Origin of the sequence: Shinella sp. M27, assembly GCF_049199905.1 — a bacterium.
In the GTDB taxonomy this organism is placed as follows: domain Bacteria; phylum Pseudomonadota; class Alphaproteobacteria; order Rhizobiales; family Rhizobiaceae; genus Shinella.
In genome coordinates this window covers 1-19,369 of record NZ_JBLZPK010000019.1, presented here as the reverse complement: position 1 = coordinate 19,369, position 19,369 = coordinate 1, and the positions used below count along the sequence as shown (strand labels likewise).

Annotated in this window: 18 protein-coding genes and 1 pseudogene; 7 read left to right on the top strand and 12 right to left on the bottom strand. The window is 61.8% G+C overall.

Annotated features, from left to right (window positions below; genetic code table 11):
* Nucleotides 1-314: 314 nt before the first annotated feature.
* Genes ACOZK4_RS07390 through ACOZK4_RS07370 form a run of 5 tightly spaced genes read right to left on the bottom strand, consistent with a single transcriptional unit; the run spans nt 315 to nt 5,197 of the window.
* Complete coding sequence (locus ACOZK4_RS07390; protein ID WP_421591316.1) at nt 315-902, bottom strand: DJ-1/PfpI family protein; 588 nt, start codon at nt 900-902, stop codon at nt 315-317.
* Between the two features lie 60 nt (nt 903-962).
* On the bottom strand, nt 963-1,931 hold the full coding sequence (locus tag ACOZK4_RS07385) for a substrate-binding domain-containing protein (RefSeq protein WP_117372189.1): 969 nt from the start codon (nt 1,929-1,931) through the stop codon (nt 963-965).
* Nucleotides 1,932-1,960: 29 nt separating this feature from the next.
* Entirely contained in the window at nt 1,961-2,956 is a 996-nt protein-coding gene (locus tag ACOZK4_RS07380; RefSeq protein ID WP_421591315.1) for an ABC transporter permease, read from the bottom strand.
* Nucleotides 2,922-4,514, bottom strand: coding sequence for a sugar ABC transporter ATP-binding protein (locus tag ACOZK4_RS07375; protein WP_421591314.1), 1,593 nt, complete (start codon nt 4,512-4,514; stop codon nt 2,922-2,924). The genes ACOZK4_RS07380 and ACOZK4_RS07375 overlap by 35 nt, the downstream gene beginning before the upstream one ends.
* Nucleotides 4,511-5,197 carry a GntR family transcriptional regulator gene (locus ACOZK4_RS07370; RefSeq protein WP_421591313.1) on the bottom strand — a complete coding sequence of 229 codons (687 nt, stop codon included), beginning with the start codon at nt 5,195-5,197 and terminating at the stop codon, nt 4,511-4,513. Before ACOZK4_RS07370 ends, ACOZK4_RS07375 begins: the two co-directional genes overlap by 4 nt.
* A 100-nt stretch (nt 5,198-5,297) precedes the next feature.
* On the opposite strand from ACOZK4_RS07370, the gene ACOZK4_RS07365 reads away from it, so the two are divergent.
* From ACOZK4_RS07365 to ACOZK4_RS07340, 6 genes and pseudogenes are all read left to right on the top strand, one after another.
* Nucleotides 5,298-6,302 carry an Ldh family oxidoreductase gene (locus tag ACOZK4_RS07365; RefSeq protein WP_421591312.1) on the top strand — a complete coding sequence of 335 codons (1,005 nt, stop codon included), beginning with the start codon at nt 5,298-5,300 and terminating at the stop codon, nt 6,300-6,302.
* 20 nt (nt 6,303-6,322) lie between these two features.
* Complete coding sequence (locus ACOZK4_RS07360) at nt 6,323-7,522, top strand: iron-containing alcohol dehydrogenase (RefSeq protein WP_421591310.1); 1,200 nt, start codon at nt 6,323-6,325, stop codon at nt 7,520-7,522.
* 14 nt (nt 7,523-7,536) lie between these two features.
* Nucleotides 7,537-9,000 (top strand): NAD-dependent succinate-semialdehyde dehydrogenase, encoded by a 1,464-nt coding sequence (locus ACOZK4_RS07355; protein WP_421591309.1) that lies wholly within the window; start codon nt 7,537-7,539, stop codon nt 8,998-9,000.
* A gap of 17 nt (nt 9,001-9,017) precedes the next feature.
* Nucleotides 9,018-9,857, top strand: a complete 840-nt coding sequence (locus tag ACOZK4_RS07350; RefSeq protein ID WP_421591308.1) for an alpha/beta hydrolase — start codon at nt 9,018-9,020, stop codon at nt 9,855-9,857.
* Between the two features lie 247 nt (nt 9,858-10,104).
* Nucleotides 10,105-10,275, top strand: a pseudogene (locus ACOZK4_RS07345) (transposase); the annotation flags it as partial.
* A 304-nt stretch (nt 10,276-10,579) separates the two neighbouring features.
* On the top strand, nt 10,580-11,470 hold the full coding sequence (locus ACOZK4_RS07340; RefSeq protein ID WP_421591380.1) for a LysR substrate-binding domain-containing protein: 891 nt from the start codon (nt 10,580-10,582) through the stop codon (nt 11,468-11,470).
* Between the two features lie 3 nt (nt 11,471-11,473).
* On the opposite strand, the gene ACOZK4_RS07335 is transcribed toward ACOZK4_RS07340, so the two are convergent.
* From ACOZK4_RS07335 to ACOZK4_RS07305, 7 genes are all read right to left on the bottom strand, one after another.
* Nucleotides 11,474-12,025: a gluconokinase gene (locus ACOZK4_RS07335; RefSeq protein WP_421591306.1), complete on the bottom strand. Its 552-nt coding sequence runs from the start codon at nt 12,023-12,025 to the stop codon at nt 11,474-11,476.
* A gap of 2 nt (nt 12,026-12,027) precedes the next feature.
* On the bottom strand, nt 12,028-13,308 hold the full coding sequence (locus tag ACOZK4_RS07330; protein WP_313525954.1) for a TRAP transporter large permease: 1,281 nt from the start codon (nt 13,306-13,308) through the stop codon (nt 12,028-12,030).
* 3 nt (nt 13,309-13,311) lie between these two features.
* Nucleotides 13,312-13,863: a TRAP transporter small permease gene (locus ACOZK4_RS07325; protein ID WP_421591305.1), complete on the bottom strand. Its 552-nt coding sequence runs from the start codon at nt 13,861-13,863 to the stop codon at nt 13,312-13,314.
* Nucleotides 13,864-13,942: 79 nt separating this feature from the next.
* Nucleotides 13,943-14,938, bottom strand: coding sequence for a DctP family TRAP transporter solute-binding subunit (locus ACOZK4_RS07320; protein WP_421591303.1), 996 nt, complete (start codon nt 14,936-14,938; stop codon nt 13,943-13,945).
* A gap of 24 nt (nt 14,939-14,962) precedes the next feature.
* Nucleotides 14,963-15,868 carry an NAD(P)-dependent oxidoreductase gene (locus ACOZK4_RS07315; protein WP_421591302.1) on the bottom strand — a complete coding sequence of 302 codons (906 nt, stop codon included), beginning with the start codon at nt 15,866-15,868 and terminating at the stop codon, nt 14,963-14,965.
* A 12-nt stretch (nt 15,869-15,880) separates the two neighbouring features.
* Complete coding sequence (locus ACOZK4_RS07310) at nt 15,881-16,180, bottom strand: putative quinol monooxygenase (protein WP_313525942.1); 300 nt, start codon at nt 16,178-16,180, stop codon at nt 15,881-15,883.
* 23 nt (nt 16,181-16,203) lie between these two features.
* Nucleotides 16,204-17,562 carry an NAD(P)H-dependent oxidoreductase gene (locus ACOZK4_RS07305; protein ID WP_313525939.1) on the bottom strand — a complete coding sequence of 453 codons (1,359 nt, stop codon included), beginning with the start codon at nt 17,560-17,562 and terminating at the stop codon, nt 16,204-16,206.
* Nucleotides 17,563-18,224: 662 nt separating this feature from the next.
* Here ACOZK4_RS07305 and ACOZK4_RS07300 point away from each other — a divergent pair.
* Complete coding sequence (locus ACOZK4_RS07300; RefSeq protein WP_421591300.1) at nt 18,225-19,277, top strand: sensor histidine kinase; 1,053 nt, start codon at nt 18,225-18,227, stop codon at nt 19,275-19,277.
* Nucleotides 19,278-19,369 lie beyond the last annotated feature (92 nt).

Below are 19,369 nucleotides of genomic sequence, written 5' to 3'. Positions count from 1 at the left end.
ACGAGAAACGTCGTTTCGCCTGCCTTTATCGCCGACTGATCGAGCGTCAGTGTCATCGGCCACCACCTTCCCAGCCGTCGATCACCTTGACGGTGGTCGCGGTAGATGCCGACGATGTGAATGTGATGAGAGTAAATGCGGGAAGCGCGTTCCGAAAGAGAAAGGAACCGTCGGAAAGGCATTGCATTTCTTGGTGTAGCGAAGGGTGTTGGCGTAAAAGATCGGGAGGCGCGCATCTCATATATCGATGCTTCCTGCAAGCTGCTCGGCCGCCGGGCTCCTGCCCGACGGTCTATCTCGCAATTAAACGGCGATCAGGCGTGCGTGATCTTCGTGCCGAGCACGTTAAGGCACTCGCGCATAAAGGCGGCAAGCCCGGTCCAGCCCTTGGCCGAAACCATATTACCGTCAACGAAAGCTTCCGTCGGCTTCACGTCGATATAGATGCCGCCGACGGCCGTCACTTCGGGCTCGCAGGCACCCAGGCCGGCGACCTTTCGACCCTTGAGCACACCGGGAACGGCCATAAGGATCTGCACGCCATGGCAGATCGTGAAAATCGGCTTGCCGGTCTCGTGGAAATGGCGAACCATGTCCTGGATACGCTTGTCGGTGCGGATGTATTCGGGGCCGCGACCGCCTGCGGCATAGACCGCGTCGTATTCTTCGACCCGAACCTCGGAGAACGTCTTGTTGATGTCGGCATAGTGGCCGAGCTTTTCCGTATAGGTCTGGTCGCCTTCGAAATCGTGCAGCGACGTCTTGATACGGTCTCCGGCCTTCTTGTCCGGGCAGATGACGTGGACCGTGTGGCCCACCGCTTCCATCCCCTGCTGGAAGACGAAAATCTCGTATTCCTCGGTGAACTCGCCGGTCAGCATGAGGATCTTCTTGCCGCTCATGTCATATCTCCTGTTGTCAATGATGGGACGATGCCCGGACTGGCCGGGCATCGCTAAGGGTCAGAACGGGGAATCGGGGAAGTAGAACTGGTCGGCGTTGTCCGGCGTGATCAGCGGAGCTCCGAGCAGGAAGGAACCGCGCACTGGCGCCTGCCCGTTGAACTGGGCCGCAGTCATGTAGATGGCGGACTTGATCATCGACGGCGGATACGGCGTCGAAATCGGCGTGCGCTCGTTCTTCTCCTTCACCATCTCAATGACCTGCTTCATACCGTTGCCGCCGAGAGCGTATTTGATGTCCTTGCGACCGGCATTGTCGACGGCCTCGATGACGCCAAGCAGCATGTCGTCGTCGTTTGCCCAGACGGCATCGATCTTCGGATACTTCGCAAGATAGTCCTGCATCAGCTTGAAGGCTTCGTCCTGGTTCCAGTTGGCATACTGGATATCGAGGATCTTGATGTTCGTCTTGGCGATGACATCAGAGAAGCCCTTGATGCGCTCGTCGTCGATCACGGTCGGAATGCCGCGCAGCACGACGATCTGCCCCTCGCCGCCGAGCTTGTCGGCGAGCCAGTGTGCCGTGTTGGCGCCGACCGCGATATTGTCGCCGGCTACATAGAGATCCTGGACCGAAGGATCCGTGAGGCCACGATCGACCACGGAGATGAAGGTGCCCTTCTGCTTGATCTGCTCGACCGGACCGGTCAGTTCTTCCGACGTGAAGGGCAGAATGACCAGCGCATCGAGCTTGCGGCTTGCCGAGAGGTCTTCCAGTGCGGAAACCTGCGCGGGAGCAGAAGAAGCGGTGGACAGGACGACATCGATATTGGGGAATGCCGCCTCGATTTCCTTTTCGGCCTGCTCGGCGTGATAGACGACCCCCCCGGTCCATCCGTGCGTCGCCGCAGGAATAGAGACGGCAATGGTGACCTTCTCCCCTTCAGCCCGTGCGCTGCCGAGCGGCAGAGCGAGGACAAGTGCGGCAGTCGACAACAACAGACCGGCTTTCTGCATAATAGACTTCATTTTCTCCTCCTTTGAAGTCAGTGCTGTTTTCAGCGGTTGGCGGTAAAACGATGCGCCAGCATGGCGATGATGATGATCGCGCCCTGCACGGCGGCGACGAGGTATTCCGAAACCATGTCCGACAGGACCATGACGTTGGCGATGACCTCGAGAATGAGCGCGCCGGCCACGGTGCCGCCGATGCGTCCCCGTCCACCCCGCAGAAGGGTGCCGCCGATCACGACGGCGGTGATGACTTGCAGCTCCCAAAGCTGACCGGTCGTCGGCGTCGCCGCACCGAGGCGCGGCACGTAGCAGATCGCCGCGACGGCGACGCAGATACCCTGGATGACATAGGCAACAGTGCGGACGCCAGCGACATTGACGCCGGAAAAGCGTGCCACCTCGACATTCGAACCTGCTGACGTCAGGCGGCGACCGAACTTCGTCTTGTAGAGCAGGAACGCGCCCAGCATCACCACGACGAAGGTGATCAGGACCGGATAGGGAATGCCGAAAAGGCTGCCGAAATAGACCGGCCGATAGGCTTCACGCAGGCTCCGGTCGATCGGCAACGATCCGCCGTCCGTCATGAAGGTGATGAACGCCCGGAAGATGCCCATCGTGCCGAGCGTCACGATGAAGGGCTCTATTTTCCCGACGGTCACGATGAGCCCGTTGAAAAGCCCGCACAGCGCACCGACGACAAGCGCCACTCCTGCCCCCATCGGAAGAGCCCACGTCCCGAATGCCGGCGCGAGATGGTTCATCACCATGATCATGATGCCCGTGACGAAGGCCATCATGGAGCCGACGGAAAGGTCGAGGCCACCGGATGAAATGACGAAAGTCGCTCCGACCGCGATGATCGCGACGAAGGCGCTGCGCGTGATGACATTGATCAGGTTTGCCGGCGCAACGAAGTTGGAATTTACCAACGCACCCAGCAAAACGATCACGGCCAGAGCGATGAACGGCGCAAGGTCTGCCCAGCGGATGCGGCTTCCTTCGTCAGTGGGGGTTATGGTTGCGGTCGCTGCGGTCATGTTCGTCCTCCCGGTCATCTGCGCGCCCGCCAACGGTGGCTGCGTAGACGACGTTTTCCTCATTGATTTCTGCGCCGCGAAGTTCGGCGACGATCTTGCCGGCCCTCATCACCAGAACACGGTCGGCGAGCCCCACCAACTCCGGCATTTCCGACGAGATGACGATGCAAGCCTTGCCTGCCCGCACCATGGCGTCGATAAAGTCGTAGATCTGGCTCTTGTTGCCGATGTCGATGCCGCGTGTCGGCTCATCGATGATCACCACCGAGGGATCGGCCAGCATGACCTTGGCGAGCAGCAGCTTCTGCTGGTTCCCCCCCGATAGTTTCCCCGCTTCGAGGCGAAGAGAACGGACGCGGATATCGTAGTCCGCCACCGTTTTCTCAAGCCGGGCAAGCTCTCCCCGCTTGTCCAGAACAGAACCCGGATTGACGGCATCGAGCGCCTGAAGCGTCAGGTTCGGGCCAAGCTTCTCTTCCAGAAGCAGGCCCTTTCCCTTTCGATCTTCGGTCAGATAGACGAGACCGGCTTCCATCATCGTGCGGACCGAGCGGTGCTTGATCTCCTTGCCGTTGAGAACGACACTGCGCGCCTGCGAGGGACGAAGGCCCATCAGCCCTTCGATGAGTTCGGTGCGCCCCGCGCCGATCATGCCGCCGATACCGAGCACCTCGCCCGGCCGGACGTCGAAGCTGACCCCATCGGAACCATGATCAACCGCCAAATCCGCAACGGAGAGGATCGGCGTGTCTTCGGTCGGAGGGCGCTTGTGGGGATAGAGCATCTCCAGTTCGCGCCCGACCATCAGCTCGGCCATTTCACGCTGGCTGAGGCCTGCGGCTGGCCAGGTGCCGATCATCCGGCCATCACGCAGAACGGTGATGCGGTCGGCAAGCGCCTGCACCTCGTCGAGACGATGAGAAATATAGAGCACCGCCACCCCGTGATCGCGCAGCATCCGCACGATGTCGAGCAGCGCCGCGACCTCATCATTGGCCAGAACCGCCGTCGGCTCGTCCAAGATGACCACTTTTCGCTCATCAAGGAGTGCGCGTGCGATCTGCACAAGCTGGCGTTGGGCAAGCGGCAGCTCACCGACACGATCTCGCGGACGCGCCGTCGAGCCGACTTTCGCAAGTAGTTCGGCGGTCCGGCGGTTCATCCCGCGATCATCGACCATCAGGCCGCGGCCCATTTCACGTCCCAGAAACAAGTTCTCTGCGACAGTCAGATCCGGTGCCAGCAGAATTTCCTGGTGCACCAAAACGATGCCGGCCTGTTCCGCCTCCACCGCGTTTCGAAATTCGATCGGCCTGCCGTCCAAGAGTAGCCGGCCTTCCGTCGGCGCGACGTGACCGGACAACAACTTCATGAGCGTCGATTTGCCGGCACCGTTTTCACCAATGATGGCGTGAACCTCTGCGGTACGTACATCAAGGGTGACGTCAGAAAGGACGGTGATCTGGCCGTAAGCCTTGCCCAGTTTCTCGGTCCGAAGGGCGGCAGCCGCCGTATCCACCGGCGGCGCGAGGGATTGAGGAGAGAGGACCGCGTTCATTCGAAAGCCGAAAGCAGCCGGTCGCGCGAACGGTCGATATGAATGCGCATGGCATCAAACGCCGCCTGCGGATCACCCGATCGAAATGCTGCGAGCAGGTTTTCGTGCTCCTCAAGAGCCTCCTGGGTCACCCGCGTGTGGAACATCAGCCGGAAGATGTGCAAGTGAACATGCTGGTTCGACAGCGTGTTGCGAATGACCTCATTTCCCGCGATCTTGAGGATCGCATCATGAAAATGCGCGTCGGCGCGGGCAAAGCGCGAGTACCGCGTGTTGCGATCGACGGGTGCCGCACCATTGCCCATGTCCGCAGCAGAGCTTTCAAGCTGCCGCAGTGCATCGGGAGTCATGTTGATCGCTGCCAGTCTTGCGGCCTCCGGCTCGACCAGCAGACGGAAAACGTAGAGATCCTCGAACTGCTTCCTGGTCCACTGGGGCGCCGCGCTATAACCGACAAGGTGCTCTTTGCGTACAAGACCTTCGCGCTCCAGACGGCTCAAGGCCTCGCGTATCGGCGTCTGGGAAACGCCGATTTCACGGGCGAGCACGTCGATCGGAATCCGGGCGCCGGGCGCAATCTCCAGAGACATCAGCCGGTGGTAGATGTTGTCATAGACGCCATCGACCACACTGCTCGGTCGAAGGCTTGCCCCTCGGGCTTCCCGTTCCGCTGCAAATGCCACTTACGTTCTCCGGCTGCTTCTTGACATGCCGGCATTTGTTGCAAATAAGATATCGCATGTCAAATACAATATCGTATATGATCTGATATAGGATTTAAAAATGAACCTCGCACCGGCACGGCTCCGGGGAATGGCGAGCGCGCTCCTCGAAGCACGCAACGTCCCTTCCGCCCATGCTCGCCTTCAGGCTGATCTTCTTCTGGAAGCAGAGTTGCGCGGCCTGCCTTCCCATGGCCTGCAACGGCTGCCTCTCATCCTTTCACGGCTGGACAAGGGCCTGGCCGATGGACAGGCACGCGGAAGCGGAACATGGCGCAGGCGCTCATTTCTTAGCGTCAATGGTGAGCGCGGCCTTGGGCCGGTGGTGGTCATGCAGGCCTTGAAAGCAATGCGCCCCGTCGTTGGCGAGACAGGGATCGCCATCGCCGCAATCCACAATGCCAACCATATCGGCATGCTCGCCTACTACGCGGAGGCGGCGGCGAGGAGTGGCCTGATCGGCGTCGTCATGTCGACCAGCGAGGCGCTCGTTCACCCCTTCGGAGGAACGCAGGCAATGCTGGGCACCAATCCCGTCGCCATCGGAATCCCTTCTGGCGATCAGCCCTTCGTCCTGGATCTTGCGACGAGCGTCGTCTCAATGGGCAAGATCAACCATCACGCAATGCGTGGTATGCCCATCCCACCCGGCTGGGCCGTGGACGCAGAGGGTCGGCCGACAACGGATGCGAACGCTGCGAGGACGGGTGCCATCGCCCCGTTCGGCGGCGCCAAAGGATATGGGCTGGGCCTTGCGATCGAGCTTCTGGTCGCCGCCTTGGCCGGCTCAGACCTCGCACCCGATGTACGCGGCACGCTCGACGATATCCACGCCGCCAACAAGGGCGATCTCCTCATTCTCATCGATGCGGCAGCGGGAGACGGCAGTGTCCGGTCGCTTGCATCCTATCTCGACCGTCTGCGCGGCTCTCACCCGTCCGATCCCGCAAGCCCAGTGGCCGTTCCCGGCGATGGCGCGCGCCAGCGCCGCGCCGCGACGGAACGCTCGGGAATAGAGCTGCCCCAACCGCTTTTGGAACACCTTTTGGCCCTTGAAGCCGCCTGAATTATCGGAGGAGAAACGGAATGAACCTTTTCGGCACATTGAGAGCGCCGCGCGAACTGCTGTTTGGCGCGGGGCAGCGACATGCTCTCGGCAGCATCGCTGCAAGGCTCGGTCGGCGTGCGCTTGTCATCACAGATACACGCCTTGCCGCGGATGCCGATTTCCTCATGCTCGTCAGGCAGCTCAAGGAAGCCGACATAGCGGTTGCCGTCGACAGCTCGACCCTACCGGACGTTCCCGTCGAATCCGCCGTACAAAGCGCGGAAAATGCCCAAAACTTCTCGCCCGACCTCATCATCGGTATCGGCGGGGGCTCTTGCCTCGACATGGCCAAATGCGTGGCGCTGCTTCTCACGCATGGCGGGCGACCACAGGACTATTACGGCGAGCATACCGTGCCCGGCCCGGTCATGCCGCTGATCGCTATTCCCACCACCGCAGGTACCGGTTCGGAAGTAACACCCGTCGCCGTGCTTTCCGATGCCGAACGAAGCTTGAAGGTCGGCATTTCAAGCCCGCATCTCATTCCGACCGTCTCCATCTGCGACCCGGAGCTTACCCTCTCCTGCCCACCCGCACTGACCGCAATCGCCGGAGCCGATGCATTGACGCATGCGCTCGAGGCCTTCACCGCAATCCGCCGCGACCCCGTTCCCGGCATCGCACAACAGCGCGTCTTCGTCGGCAAGAACGAGCTCTCCGATCAGTTCGCGCTCAGCGCCATCTCGCTGCTCTGGCAGGGCTTGGAACTAGCATGTACGAATGGCGGCGACCGTGCGGCGCGCGAAAAGGTCATGCTTGGCGCGACACTGGCAGGGTTGGCCTTCGGCGTGGCGGGAACCGCCGCAGCCCATGCAATCCAGTATCCTGTCGGCGCCCTCACCCATACCGCGCATGGTCTCGGCGTCGCCTGCCTCATGCCCTATGTCATGACATGGAACGCACCCGTCATCCGCGACGAGCTTGCCAAGATAGCGCAGGCCGCGGAGCTGTCAGGACCTGACGATGTCATTCCCGCGCTCGCTTCCCTCTTCGCCCGGATCGGCATCCCGTCGACGCTGCAAGACCTTGGGCTTGAAGAAAGCCGGCTTCCCTGGGTGGCTGAACAGAGCATCGGCATCGCGCGCCTCATCCAGAACAATCCCCGTCCGTTGAACCTCGACGAAATGCGAAACCTTGTCACCGCCGCCTACCATGGCGACCGTTCGTGCCTGAATTGAAAAGGATTCCCACGATGACCTTCCATGCCAAGATCACAGGCTATGCCGATCCCGCCCTGCACGCCGCCGGCCTTTATATCGGCGGCAAATGGCGCAAGGGCGACGGAATAGCGGTCATGAATCCGTCCACGGGTGAAAAACTGGCCGAGGTTGCGGATGCCTCCGTCGAGGATGCGATGCGCGCCGTCGATGCCGCAGAGGCCGCAGCCTCCGGGTGGCGGGCCACGCCGGCCCGGCAACGTTCGGAAATCCTGCGCCGCTGGTTCCAGCTTATGACGCAGCACGCCGAGGAGCTGGCCACGCTTATCGCGCTGGAGAACGGCAAGGCGCTGCCCGACGCACGCGGCGAAGTCGCCTATGCCGCCGAGTTCTTCCGCTGGTATGCCGAAGAGGCAGTCCGTGTGCCCGGCGAATACCGCCACACGCCCTCCGGCTCGCACCACATCCTCGTCGATCACGAGCCGATCGGTATCGCCGTCTTGATCACGCCCTGGAATTTTCCGGCCGCCATGGCTACCCGCAAGATCGGCCCTGCGCTGGCGGCCGGCTGCACGGTGATCCTTAAGCCGGCATCCGAAACGCCGCTGACGGCCTACGCCATGGCACGCCTCGGCGAGGAGGCGGGCGTGCCGCCGGGCGTCGTCAACGTACTCACGACGAGCAAACCGGGTGCGGTCACAAACGCCATGCTCGCCGATCCACGTGTGCGCAAGCTTTCGTTCACGGGCTCGACGGGTGTTGGCCGGACGCTTCTCGCAGAAGCCGCAAAATCGGTCGTCAGTTGTTCGATGGAACTCGGCGGCAACGCTCCCTTCCTCGTTTTCGACGACGCCGATCTGGAGGCCGCTCTCGACGGCGCGATGATTGCCAAGATGCGCAACGCCGGCGAAGCATGCACCGCTGCCAACCGCTTCTACGTCCAGGCAGGCATACACGGCGCTTTCGTCGCGGGCCTGACGGCACGCATGGCCGCGCTGAAGGTGGGGCCGGGATATGATCCCGCCACGCAATGCGGCCCCATGATCACCACGAACGCCGTCCGCAAGATCGACAGGCTCGTCACCGATGCGATCGCACTGGGCGCACGCGTGACCACCGGCGGCAAGCCTCTGGCAGAAAACGGCTATTTTTACCCACCGACAGTCCTCGAAAACGTGCCCACCGACGCGGCGATCGCGCGTGAGGAAATCTTCGGGCCCGTCGCGCCGGTCTATCGGTTCGAAAGTGAAGAGGACGCCATCCGGCTTGCCAACGACACCGAATACGGCCTCGCCGCCTACATATACAGCCAGGACCTGAAACGGGCCATGAGGGTTGGAAGACAGCTCGAAACAGGCATGCTCGGCATCAACAGGGGGCTGATGTCGGACCCGGCAGCTCCCTTCGGCGGCGTCAAGCAGAGCGGCCTCGGCCGTGAAGGGGGCGTCACCGGCATACTGGAATTCATGGAGGCCAAGTATTACGCAGTGGATTACTAACTGTGAGGGAAACCACCATGACGTCTCAGGACCTCTATCGGATTCGTGACTTCGTTCCCGACTTCGATGCCATTGCCGCCGAATTTGCAGAACGCAGCCGGAGGCTTGCGGAAACGGCGGAGGTTTTGGCCGATATCCGGTACGGCGCGCGTGACAGGGAGGTCCTGGACATCATTCTGCCTCCGCGCCTCAGAGCCGGCGCGCCCCTGCATGTGTTCGTCCACGGCGGTTACTGGCGTTCCGGTGAAAAGGAAAACTATCACCTCGTCGCTGCGCCGGTCCTTGCGGCCGGAGGTGTTGCCGCGATAGTCGAATATGACCTGATGCCCGGCCAGCGCCTTCAGGTGCTGGTCGACCAGGTGCGGCGATCCGTGCTCTGGCTCGAGAAACACGCCGGCGATTTTGGCGCAGACGCTCGCAGGCTCACGGTCAGCGGCCATTCGGCTGGCGCACACCTGGCTTCTTTTCTCGCGGCAAGAGGCCCGCAGGAGACGGCGAAGTCATCCCTCCCCTCTATCAGAGGGCTTCTGCTCGTCAGCGGGATCTACGATCTAGCGGGAATTCCACATAGTTTTCTGCGGGACGAAGCCCAGATGACGGCGGCGGAAGCAACGGCCTGGTCACCTCTGACGTCAAACCAGCTTGCTTGCCCTCAACGGATCATCGCGTTCGGCGGAGATGAAACACCTCCGTTCCACAAACAGGCGACTGCTCTATGTGAGAAGCTAAGCGCTGAGAACACCGCCTCGGAACTGCTGCCGGTGCGCGGTCTCAACCACATGAACGTCGTGCTGGATTTAGCGGACCCTGAGGGTCAGTTGGGACGCCGCGTAGCGGATATGACCTCATTGAGCTGATGGTGTTCACGATGACGACGGTGAGGAAAGCGGCCAGGGCCAAGGCAAGACGCCAGTCTTCAATAAATGCCGCGCAAGTCGCGCTGGGATGTCCGTAGCGAGATTGAACGCCAGCGCTCCGGCTGTTACGGCTTGTGAAAATGTCCCATATGTGAAGTCGAGCGGGCTGCTCTGACTATCAAAAATTGGACAATTCATAACTGGATTTTTCCGCGGTAATTTCCCGGCCGGGAGAAGGAGCGGAAGCATAAAGAAATCTAAGGTTTCGGACGCCCAGAAGGCGCTTATATTGAAGCAGGGCTACGAGGGTGTGCTGGTGGCTGACATATACCGGAAGGCCGGGATCAGCCACGCGACGCATTTTACTTTGCGCAAGAAATATGCGGGTCTGCTACCCGACGAGATGCGCCGATTGAAGGCTCGGCTGCTACGATAAAGCGCAGTTGAATTGAGAAATTAGTTGCCGCGCGTTTTAAGAAGCTGGCGCGCCTGATAGGTGCGGGCGCTTATGAACAACTCCCAAAGACGGCGGGTGGTGTTCTGCGATTTGCGGCTGCCGGTCGAGCGCATCGTCTTGTCCTCGTTTTCCTGGCAGGACTTTACAGCTTGGCATGCCACCGATGCTGTGCAGATTGCGCATTGCTGCCTTGACGACTGCTCGGTGCTTGGCGGGATGGACGACAGGTGGTTTAAGAAAGCGACTCTTCTGCGGACAATCCCCGATGCACATACCCATCAAGCCGATCTTCGTCTTCCATACAGCCGCTCGCGCCGGCAGCATTTCGCGTGCTGCCAAGGAACTCAGCGTCACACCATCGGCCGTCAGCCAGCAGATTCAGGCACTTGAACTGCAGCTCGGCGTTTCGTTGCTGGCCAAAGCGGGCCGCGGTATCGTGTTGACGGAAGCGGGAGAGCGCTATTTCTCGATGATCGCCGATCAGGTCGAGCACATTGCCGAGGCGACGGCCACGATCAAGGGGTTCCGATCGGTGACAAGCCTCATCGTCCGGGCGACGCCGACGCTTTCCAACAAGTGGCTTCTTCCAAGACTGGGGGTTTTTCTCGACCAGCAGCCTGACCTGGAAGTCCGGCTGGACGGCACCAACGAGCCAACAGACTTCAACCAGGAGATCGTCGACATCGAGTTGCGGCATGGCGATGGCCGATGGCCGGGGCTATTTGTCGAAGGCGTTGCGGAGGAGGAATTCATACCCGTCTGTGCACCGCACTATGCGGCCGCCGGCAGCCTCACTCCCGAAGACCTCCCGAATTTTCGCCTCATCCATTCCGCCAAGTCCCAGGCGCAATGGACGACATGGTTTCCGCTGGCGGGTGTCACGTCTACCGATCGCTGGCAGCGCGTGCTGTTCGACCGTAGCCATATGGCGATCGACGCGGCGGCCCGCGGGATGGGCATTGCGCTTGAAAGCACGCTAATGATGGAGGAAGAGTTGGCCTCGGGTCGGCTTGTCTGCCCCGTCGCCTCCTATCCGGCACTCCGGCTGGTGACCCAATGGATCGTCTGCCCATTCGATCACCTGCGGCGAAAGAAGGTCCGCATCTTCCTCGATTGGCTGCGCCAAGAACGCGACGCCTGGGCGGTGAAAGGCTGAGGATCAGCCGCCGGCCGCAGTACGGCCATCGAGGCGGGCAAGCGCGGCCGCGACGATGGCATCGGGCGGCAAGCGGATATCGAGGTGCACGACATCCTCGTCGTCCGCCGGCGCCTCCAAAGTTTGCAACTGGCTTTCGAGCAGCGAGCCGCCGGCAAAGTGGTTCCGGCGATGGGCGAGGCGTTCGCCGATCATCTCCGGGGAGCCGGTGAGATAGAGGATCGGGAACGCTCCAATCCGCGCGCGGAGGAAGTCGCGATAGCTACGCCTGAGGGCCGAGCAGGCGACGATCGCAGGCGAGGCTTCCGCGCCGAGCGCGGCATCTGCAACGGCTGCCAGCCACGGCCAACGGTCTTCATCCGTCAGACCGACGCCTCGGCTCATACGGTCGACGTTCCCAGGGCTGTGATAAATGTCCGCTTCGATGAAGATGCCGCCGAGCGCAGCGGCAAGCCGGCTGGCGGTCACGCTCTTTCCCGTGCCGGCAATGCCCATCACGAGGATATGTCTAACCTGCGCCCTTTTGGAGCGCAGGTTTTGAACCGCATCGGTCATCGTCAATACATCCCGAGCAATCGGATAGGGCCGAGTGTGAGGATCGGGAAAAGCACCAGCGCGAAAATGGCGAGCGTCAGCACCGCCATCGGCGCCAGCGAACCGCGGATGACGTCCTCGACCTTCATGTTGGCAACCTGCGCGGCTGCGAAAAGGCAGACGCCGACGGGCGGGGTCACCAGTCCGAGCGTCAGCGTCATGACGGTGACGATCAGGAAGTGGATCGGGTCGATGCCCAGTGCCTGCACCGGCGGCATCAGCACGGGGATGAGGATGAACATGGCTGGGATCGCCTCCATGAAGATGCCGATGATCAGCAGGAAGACGAAGATCACCAGCATGCCCGTGAGCGGACCGAGGCTCATCGCCTGCAGGAGGTCGGCTACCTTCTCGGGCAGGCCATCGTAGGTGAATATCCAGGCGGCAAGCTGCGAGGTCGCGGCGATGAAGAGGATCGTGCCGGAAATGCGCGCCGTCGAGATAAGGATTTCCGGGATCTCGCGGATCGGAAGGGTCCTGTAGACCAGAAGCCCGAGCACGGCGACATAGACGACAGCTATTGCCGCTGCCTCGGTGGGCGTGAACAGTCCGCTGGCGATGCCGATGATAAGGATCAGCGGGGTCAGCATCGGCAGGATGGCACGCAGGCCCGTCACCACGACAAGCCGGAAGTTGAACGGCGTTGGCGGATTGTAGCCGTAATAGACCGAATAGAAGTGGTTGAAGACCAGGAAGGCGAAGGCGATGAACATGCCCGGCACCAGGCCGGCGACCAGCAGGGTACCGATGGAGACGTTGGCAATCGAGCCGGCGATGACGACAAGGATGGAGGGCGGGATGATAGAGGAGAGCGTCGCCGTGCAGAGCGTCATGCCGACGGCATAGCCCTTCGGAAACCCATGCCGCTCCATCGCCTTGATCTCGATGGCTCCCACCGACGCGATATCGGCGACCGAGGAGCCGGACACGCCTGAAAAGATCACCGACGAGATCACGTTGACATGGCCAAGACCGCCCGGAAGCCAGCCGACGATCGCCTCCGCGAAGTCGAAGATGCGTTCGGCGACCCGGCCGCGCTCCATCACGGTGCCGACCAGGATGAAAAGCGGTACCGCCACCAGCAGGAAGGAGTTCATCGAGGAGAACATCGTCTGTGAAAGCAGGTCCATCGGCATGGATGTGTAGAGCCAGAGCGTCGCGACACCGGCGAGCGCCAGCGCAACGGCGAGCGGTATGCCGAGCATGCTCAGCCCGAAGAAGGAGAAGAGGAGAAAGAGCGACATAGATCAATGTCCCGATGAGATGGAGATGTCAGCATGGGCGCTTTCGCCCGCCGGCAAACCGAGTTCAGGAAGCGCGATGAGGTCGCGGCGGCTGCGCAGAGAATCGAAGATTGCAAGGATCGCGATGACCGCGGAAACCGGCATCACCATACCGATCATCCACATGGGAATGGGCAGCGTCGCGGCCGTCTCGCTCATCATGATCTGCTGGCGCACCAGCGTCAGGCCGGTCCAGCCCATCATCCCGAAAAAGAAGACCGAAGACAGGATATAGATCGGCACGGCGAGATGCTGGAAGAGCCGGCGCGCCATGACGAGGAAGACGACGACGCGCGCGCTTTCGACCGTCCTGAAACCGGCCGCGAGGCCGAGGAATACCATCCAGATGAAGAGAAAGCGCGTCGCTTCCTCGGTCCAGGGAAACGGATGCCCGGCAAGGCGGCCGACGACCTGGACCAGTACGACGATCAGGATGCCGGCGCACGCCGCACCCGCCGCGACATCGGCGATGATCTTCACGAAGGTACCGAGTGGGGAACGCAAGGGAGCACGCATGGGAATGCCTTTCCGCAGGAATGAGACCGAAGCCGGATAAGACGGCACCCTGTCCGAAAACAAGGTGCCGGTCGGGGCATCAGTTCGTCTTAGCGAAGGACTGAGTGCGATCGAAGAAGGACTGGTCCTTCACGAGAGCAGCGAATTTCTCCGACAGTCCGGCGGCGACCGCAACGAAGGCCTGGCGCTGTTCCTCGGTCAGCTCGTTGACCTCCATGCCGTTCGCCTTTAGCGTTTCGAGCGACTTCGCGATATCCGCGGCGTCGTTCTGGGCCTTCCAGGCCTCAGCTTCCTTGGCAGCTTCCTGCAAGGCGGCCTTGAAGGCATCGCTGAGGCCCTCGTAGCGCGCCGGATTCATGCCGAGCACCCAGGCATCGGCGATGTGATTGCTGATCGTCGCGTATTTCTGCACTTCGAACAGGCGGGCGCTGACCGGAACGTTGAGCGGGTTCTCCTGCCCGTCGACGACCTTCAGCTGCAGGGCGTTATAAACTTCCGCGAAGGCCATCGGCGTCGGAGCCGCGCCCATCGCGCCAAAGAATTCCACCCAGAGCGGATTGTTCGGCACGCGCAGCTTCATGCCCTTGAGGTCCGCCGGCGCGGTGATCGCCAGCTTCGAATTGGTGATCTGGCGCAGCGGGCGAGACCAGAGGTCGAGCCCGAGAATGCCGATATTGCTGAGATCGCCCTGCAATTCCTTGCCGAGGTCGCTGTCGAGATAGGCGCGCAGCTGCTCGATATCGCGGAACTGGTAGGGAATGGCGATGGCCGTGAACTTGGGATTGAAGGTGGCATAGAGCGAGGTCGAGTTCAGCAGCATGTCCAGCGAGCCGCCCGCGAGCTGCTTGACGCCCGCCGACGGATCGCCGCCATAGAGCGTGCCGTTCGCAAACACCTTTATGGTGAGCTCGCCGTTCGTCTTGGCCGAGACCAACTCGGCGAACTTGTTGGCGGCAAGGGTGATTTCCGATGTATCGGCATCCGGCGTCGAGAGCGTCAGGGTTTCGGCCGCGGCGAACGAGGCCGAGAATAGGGTTGCTGCCGCGACGAGGCCGCGAATGGTCATGCGTTTCATGTCAAATCCTCCCAAAAGTTGATGTCAGGCACAAGCCGTCGGTTGCGCGGTTTCGTTCATGCGCCGAAGTTCAAGAATGATTCCGCTATGATCCAGATCGCCATCGCCGTTGTCGACCATGGCCTGGTAGAGCCGGTCGACCTCCTCGCCGACCGGCAGTCGCAATCCCCGGCTATGGGCAAAGGCCAAAGCCGTCGATGTGTCCTTAACCTGGTATTTCGCTGGCCCGCCGGGGCGAAAATCGCCCGTCACCATCCGCAGCCCGTGTTGGCGGAAGATGGTGGAGTCAGCAAAGCCGCCAAGCAACGCCTCGCGCACGCGGGCGGGGTTCGCCCCGCCTCGTTCGGCGAGGGTCAAGGCCTCGGCAACCGCGCAGATCGTCGAGGCGACGATGAGCTGGTTGGCAAGCTTCGTCAGCGTGCCGCTGCCGGCGGGGCCGACTTGCGTCACCCGGCCAAGACAGGCGAAGACGGCGGAAAGCGCCATGACATCGGCCTCGACGCCGCCCGCCATAATGGCGAGCGTGCCTTCCCGCGCGCCCTTCTCGCCACCGGAAACCGGGGCGTCGCTATAGGCCAGGCCTCGTTCGACGGCCCGTTTGCCTATGAGCACCGCCGTTTCCACCGGAATGGAACTCATTACGACGAGCGCGGAACCGGACTTCATCGTGGCCACCACGCCGTCGCTGCCGAGAAGCACGTCCTCACAGACGAGACCGGAGCTGAGCATGCAGATCACAACGTCGGCCCCGACGGCGGCTTCCGCCGCCGATCCCACGGAAACGACGCCGCGGGACGACAGCGCATCCGCTTTGTCCCGGGTCCGATTCCACGCGATTACCTGAAAACCGGCATCGGCGAGCCGCCCGGCCATCGGGCCGCCCATGATGCCGGTCCCGATGACGGCAATCCGTTTCACAGCTTCGGCCATGGTGCCCCCCCTTCACGGATAGTGACGTTGCAAGAAACGGACGGGCCGCTCCTCCAGGATGAGGGGCGGGAACGCTGTGCGGAACCGGTCTAGATGCGGCGTCTGCAGATGGGCGTCGAAGGCCTCGCGGCTGTCATAGACCTCGTAGAAGACGACAGTGCCGTCTTTTCCTTCGGGCTGTATGACGTCGAACTGTCGACATCCCGGCTCATCCGCCACCGAATGGTCAGCATCGTCGCGGGCGGCCACCAGAAATTCCGCAAGCCTTTCCGGCCGCACGCGAAACTCGGCTATGACGACGAAGGCTTCCATCTTCCCTTTCCCTTCCCGCGCCATCAGGCCGCCGCATCCTGGCCGGGGCGGAAGCGTTCTTCCATTTCCTGGCGCAGAGTCACGACATCGAGGTCGTTGACGATCTCAACATCGTCGAAGCTGACGATCTGATCTTTCTTGATCGGCCGCTTCAGTTTGACGTTATGGGCAAGGCCGATCGGCAGCGCCTTCAGGTCGAGGCTACGGGTCGCCGGGATGGCGTTCGCCCAGACGGCGTAACCGCCCTCGCCGTCCAGCATCTCGCCGGGCTGCATGTCCTTCTTTGCGGTAGCCACCGCATCGCCGCGGAACTCCTTCGAGCAACCCGTCGGCTCGTTGCGAAGCACGGCGGACAGGACGCTGACTGAGGTCTCGAGGCCGATGATGTGGAACGGGCGCCACATGGAGGCATACCAGCCAGACGGATCGGTCAGGAGGCCGTACTGCTTGAAGCAGGCGCGAGCATATTCGTTGTGCGCCTTGAAGGTGACGAAGACGCCGTAGCGGATGTTGTTGAAGACCTCGCGGCCGTCCGGCTCCTGGCTGGCCGCGATGTCGACAAGGCCGGACCGGGCCATGCGGCCGCCGTCGCTCGCGGGACGGAAGACGCGCGCCAGATCGTGCAGGCCGGCCGGCGGGAAGGCAAGGCCGTCATCCGGGCAATCGAGGCCTGTACCGTTGGCAACAGCCGCCATCTCGATCGCCGCCTTTGTGCCGTCGGTGAAGGAATTGTAAAGCTTCGGATTGAGGTTGTCTGCGGCGACCTGTTCCTCAGTCCAACCGAACAGCCCCCATACCGTGTCCGGCGTAGAATAGCGGTAGCGCGGCTCGAAATTCATGCCCTTGCCGGCGGCGGTCACCTCGAAGCCGGTAGCGCGCGCCCAGTCGACGAGTTCGCAGATCAGCGCTGGCTGATCGCCATAGGCCATGGAATAGATGACGCCGGCGGCGCGGGCCTTTTCCGCCAGGATCGGGCCGACCATCACGTCGGCCTCGACATTGACCATGATGACATGCTTGCGGCTCTCGATGGCGCCGAGCGCGTGGCGCGTACCGGCGATCGGGTGGCCGGTCGCCTCGATGACGCATTCGATCTCGTCGCAATCGAAGATCGCATTGACGTCGTCGGTCACGAAGGTCTGGCCGGTCTTCAGCGCGTCGCCGCAGCTCTGCGCTTGGTAGCGCTCCTTGGCCCAGCCGACACGCTGCATGGATTCGCGTGCCTTGGCGACATCGAGGTCGGCCACCGCTACCATATGCAAGCCGGCGATGCGCTGGGCCTGTGCCAGGACCATCGAACCGAATTTGCCGGCGCCGATCAGCGCCACACGAACGGGACGGCCGTTGGCCGCGCGCAGGGAAAGAAGGGAATAAAGGTTCATCGACAGGTCCTCAGCTAGGGGATGATTGTGAGGAGTGTCCCGCTGAAGTGGGCGCATCGACGAGCGCGCGGCAGCGCCAAGCGCTCCATCGGTCGCAGTCATCATAATGAGCCTTGTCTCCTCCGGGGAAGGCGAACCCGCCGCCACTCCCAGCCGCCTCCCGAGCAGCTTGGAGAGGAAGGTATGCCCGTTGAGGGCTTAGCTCAATTTAGAAAGTCGAACAAAATTGTTAGATTTTCTAATCGTTTTCTGTCGAGCGAACGCTGGCGATCTGCTTCCCTAGGCGCGGGTTGCGGTGCGGAGCCATTTCGGCTGCGTAGCACTGCGTCACAGGGGCACCGGTTGCTCGCGACTGGAGCCGCAATTAGTGTCTTTCCCTCAAGCGCGCCCTCGATCTCCGCGGTGCGCAGGTTCACCTGCTCTTCGACAATCGACTTCTGCTGGCTGACGATTTCATTTGCTTTTAAGTGCGTGCTTTCACCGAACTGTGAGGCGAAGAAAAACTGGATGGCGCCGTCACCATGCCGATTAAGTGTAGAGCCTGTTCAGGCTCGATATGATATGGTTTGCCAGAACGTCGGCATGAGGATTGCATCCGGCGACGTTCCTGCCGAGTGATGGCTCGTGCCCCCGCGAGTTTTCGGCCCTCGAGGGCCATTTCCATGTCAACCGAACCGATCGTCCATTTCGAAGCGGCCAGTACCCTTGCCGTTGTCGTTTCATCGAACGAGCCGCTGCTTTTCCTCTCCAAGGACCTGACGGTCATTGCAGCGAGCACATCGTTCTGCCGGACATTCGAAATCGATCCGGCGACAATTCCCGGCAGACCGCTCGCTTCGCTCGGAAACGGTGAATGGGCGATGCCCAAGCTCGCCTCGCTCCTGAAGGCGACCGCTTCCGGAAGCGCGCGGATCGCGGCCTACGAAATCGACCTCCAGCGGCCGAACCGGAAACCACGGCAGTTGATCGTCAATGCGCAGCTCCTCGACGACGGCGACACGGCGCATGTCCGGCTTCTGCTGGCCATCACCGACGTGACGGACGCGCGCGCCGAAGCGAAGCTGAAAGATGAGCTTATCCGGGAGAAGGCCATCCTGATGCAGGAGGTTCAGCACCGGGTCGCAAACAGCCTTCAGATCATTGCCAGCGTCCTCATGCAGAGCGCACGCCAGGTGCAATCGGAGGAAGCGCGCGGCCACCTTCGCAACGCCCATCACCGGGTCATGTCGATTGCGGCCGTGCAACGGCAGCTTTCCACGTCCAGCACTGGCAATGTCGAACTGCACACCTATTTCACGCAGCTTTGCGAAAGCCTCGGCGCGTCGATGATCGCCGACGACGACCGGCTTTCGATATCGGTGAACGTCGATGACAGCTTGGTGGAAGCCGGCGTTTCCGTCAGCCTTGGGCTCATCGTGACCGAATTGGTGATCAACGCGCTCAAGCACGCCTTTCCGGGTCAACAGACCGGCACGATCGTCATCGACTATTGCTCGACGGGCAGCGACTGGACGCTTTCCGTCACCGACGACGGCATCGGCATGCCGACCGGCGATCTTGCCCCCAGGTCTGGCCTGGGGACCGGCATCATCGAAGCGCTTGCCCGGAACCTGGAGGGCGAAATCCAGGTGAGCGATGCAAATCCCGGCACCGCCGTGACCATCAGGCACCGGGGAGACGCCGATTGCCAGATCAAGCCTCCAGCCGCCGCCTAGAGTTTGTCAGGGAAAAGTGGGAACCGGTTTTCCCGAAAAGACAAACGAAAACAAAAGAATCTAGCGTCTGTCCGGTTCAGACTGAACCGGAC

Bases quoted from the DNA above. Each gene is read 5' to 3' on its own strand.
- ACOZK4_RS07375 (WP_421591314.1), bottom strand. From the start codon at position 4,514: ATGAACGCGGTCCTCTCTCCTCAATCCCTCGCGCCGCCGGTGGATACG.
- ACOZK4_RS07365 (WP_421591312.1), top strand. From the start codon at position 5,298: ATGAACCTCGCACCGGCACGGCTCCGGGGAATGGCGAGCGCGCTCCTC.
- ACOZK4_RS07325 (WP_421591305.1), bottom strand. From the start codon at position 13,863: ATGCGTGCTCCCTTGCGTTCCCCACTCGGTACCTTCGTGAAGATCATC.
- ACOZK4_RS07360 (WP_421591310.1), top strand. From the start codon at position 6,323: ATGAACCTTTTCGGCACATTGAGAGCGCCGCGCGAACTGCTGTTTGGC.
- ACOZK4_RS07380 (WP_421591315.1), bottom strand. From the start codon at position 2,956: ATGACCGCAGCGACCGCAACCATAACCCCCACTGACGAAGGAAGCCGC.
- ACOZK4_RS07385 (WP_117372189.1), bottom strand. From the start codon at position 1,931: ATGAAGTCTATTATGCAGAAAGCCGGTCTGTTGTTGTCGACTGCCGCA.
- ACOZK4_RS07350 (WP_421591308.1), top strand. From the start codon at position 9,018: ATGACGTCTCAGGACCTCTATCGGATTCGTGACTTCGTTCCCGACTTC.
- ACOZK4_RS07300 (WP_421591300.1), top strand. From the start codon at position 18,225: ATGTCAACCGAACCGATCGTCCATTTCGAAGCGGCCAGTACCCTTGCC.
- ACOZK4_RS07330 (WP_313525954.1), bottom strand. From the start codon at position 13,308: ATGTCGCTCTTTCTCCTCTTCTCCTTCTTCGGGCTGAGCATGCTCGGC.
- ACOZK4_RS07355 (WP_421591309.1), top strand. From the start codon at position 7,537: ATGACCTTCCATGCCAAGATCACAGGCTATGCCGATCCCGCCCTGCAC.
- ACOZK4_RS07310 (WP_313525942.1), bottom strand. From the start codon at position 16,180: ATGGAAGCCTTCGTCGTCATAGCCGAGTTTCGCGTGCGGCCGGAAAGG.
- ACOZK4_RS07340 (WP_421591380.1), top strand. From the start codon at position 10,580: ATGCACATACCCATCAAGCCGATCTTCGTCTTCCATACAGCCGCTCGC.
- ACOZK4_RS07335 (WP_421591306.1), bottom strand. From the start codon at position 12,025: ATGACCGATGCGGTTCAAAACCTGCGCTCCAAAAGGGCGCAGGTTAGA.
- ACOZK4_RS07320 (WP_421591303.1), bottom strand. From the start codon at position 14,938: ATGAAACGCATGACCATTCGCGGCCTCGTCGCGGCAGCAACCCTATTC.
- ACOZK4_RS07315 (WP_421591302.1), bottom strand. From the start codon at position 15,868: ATGGCCGAAGCTGTGAAACGGATTGCCGTCATCGGGACCGGCATCATG.
- ACOZK4_RS07305 (WP_313525939.1), bottom strand. From the start codon at position 17,562: ATGAACCTTTATTCCCTTCTTTCCCTGCGCGCGGCCAACGGCCGTCCC.
- ACOZK4_RS07390 (WP_421591316.1), bottom strand. From the start codon at position 902: ATGAGCGGCAAGAAGATCCTCATGCTGACCGGCGAGTTCACCGAGGAA.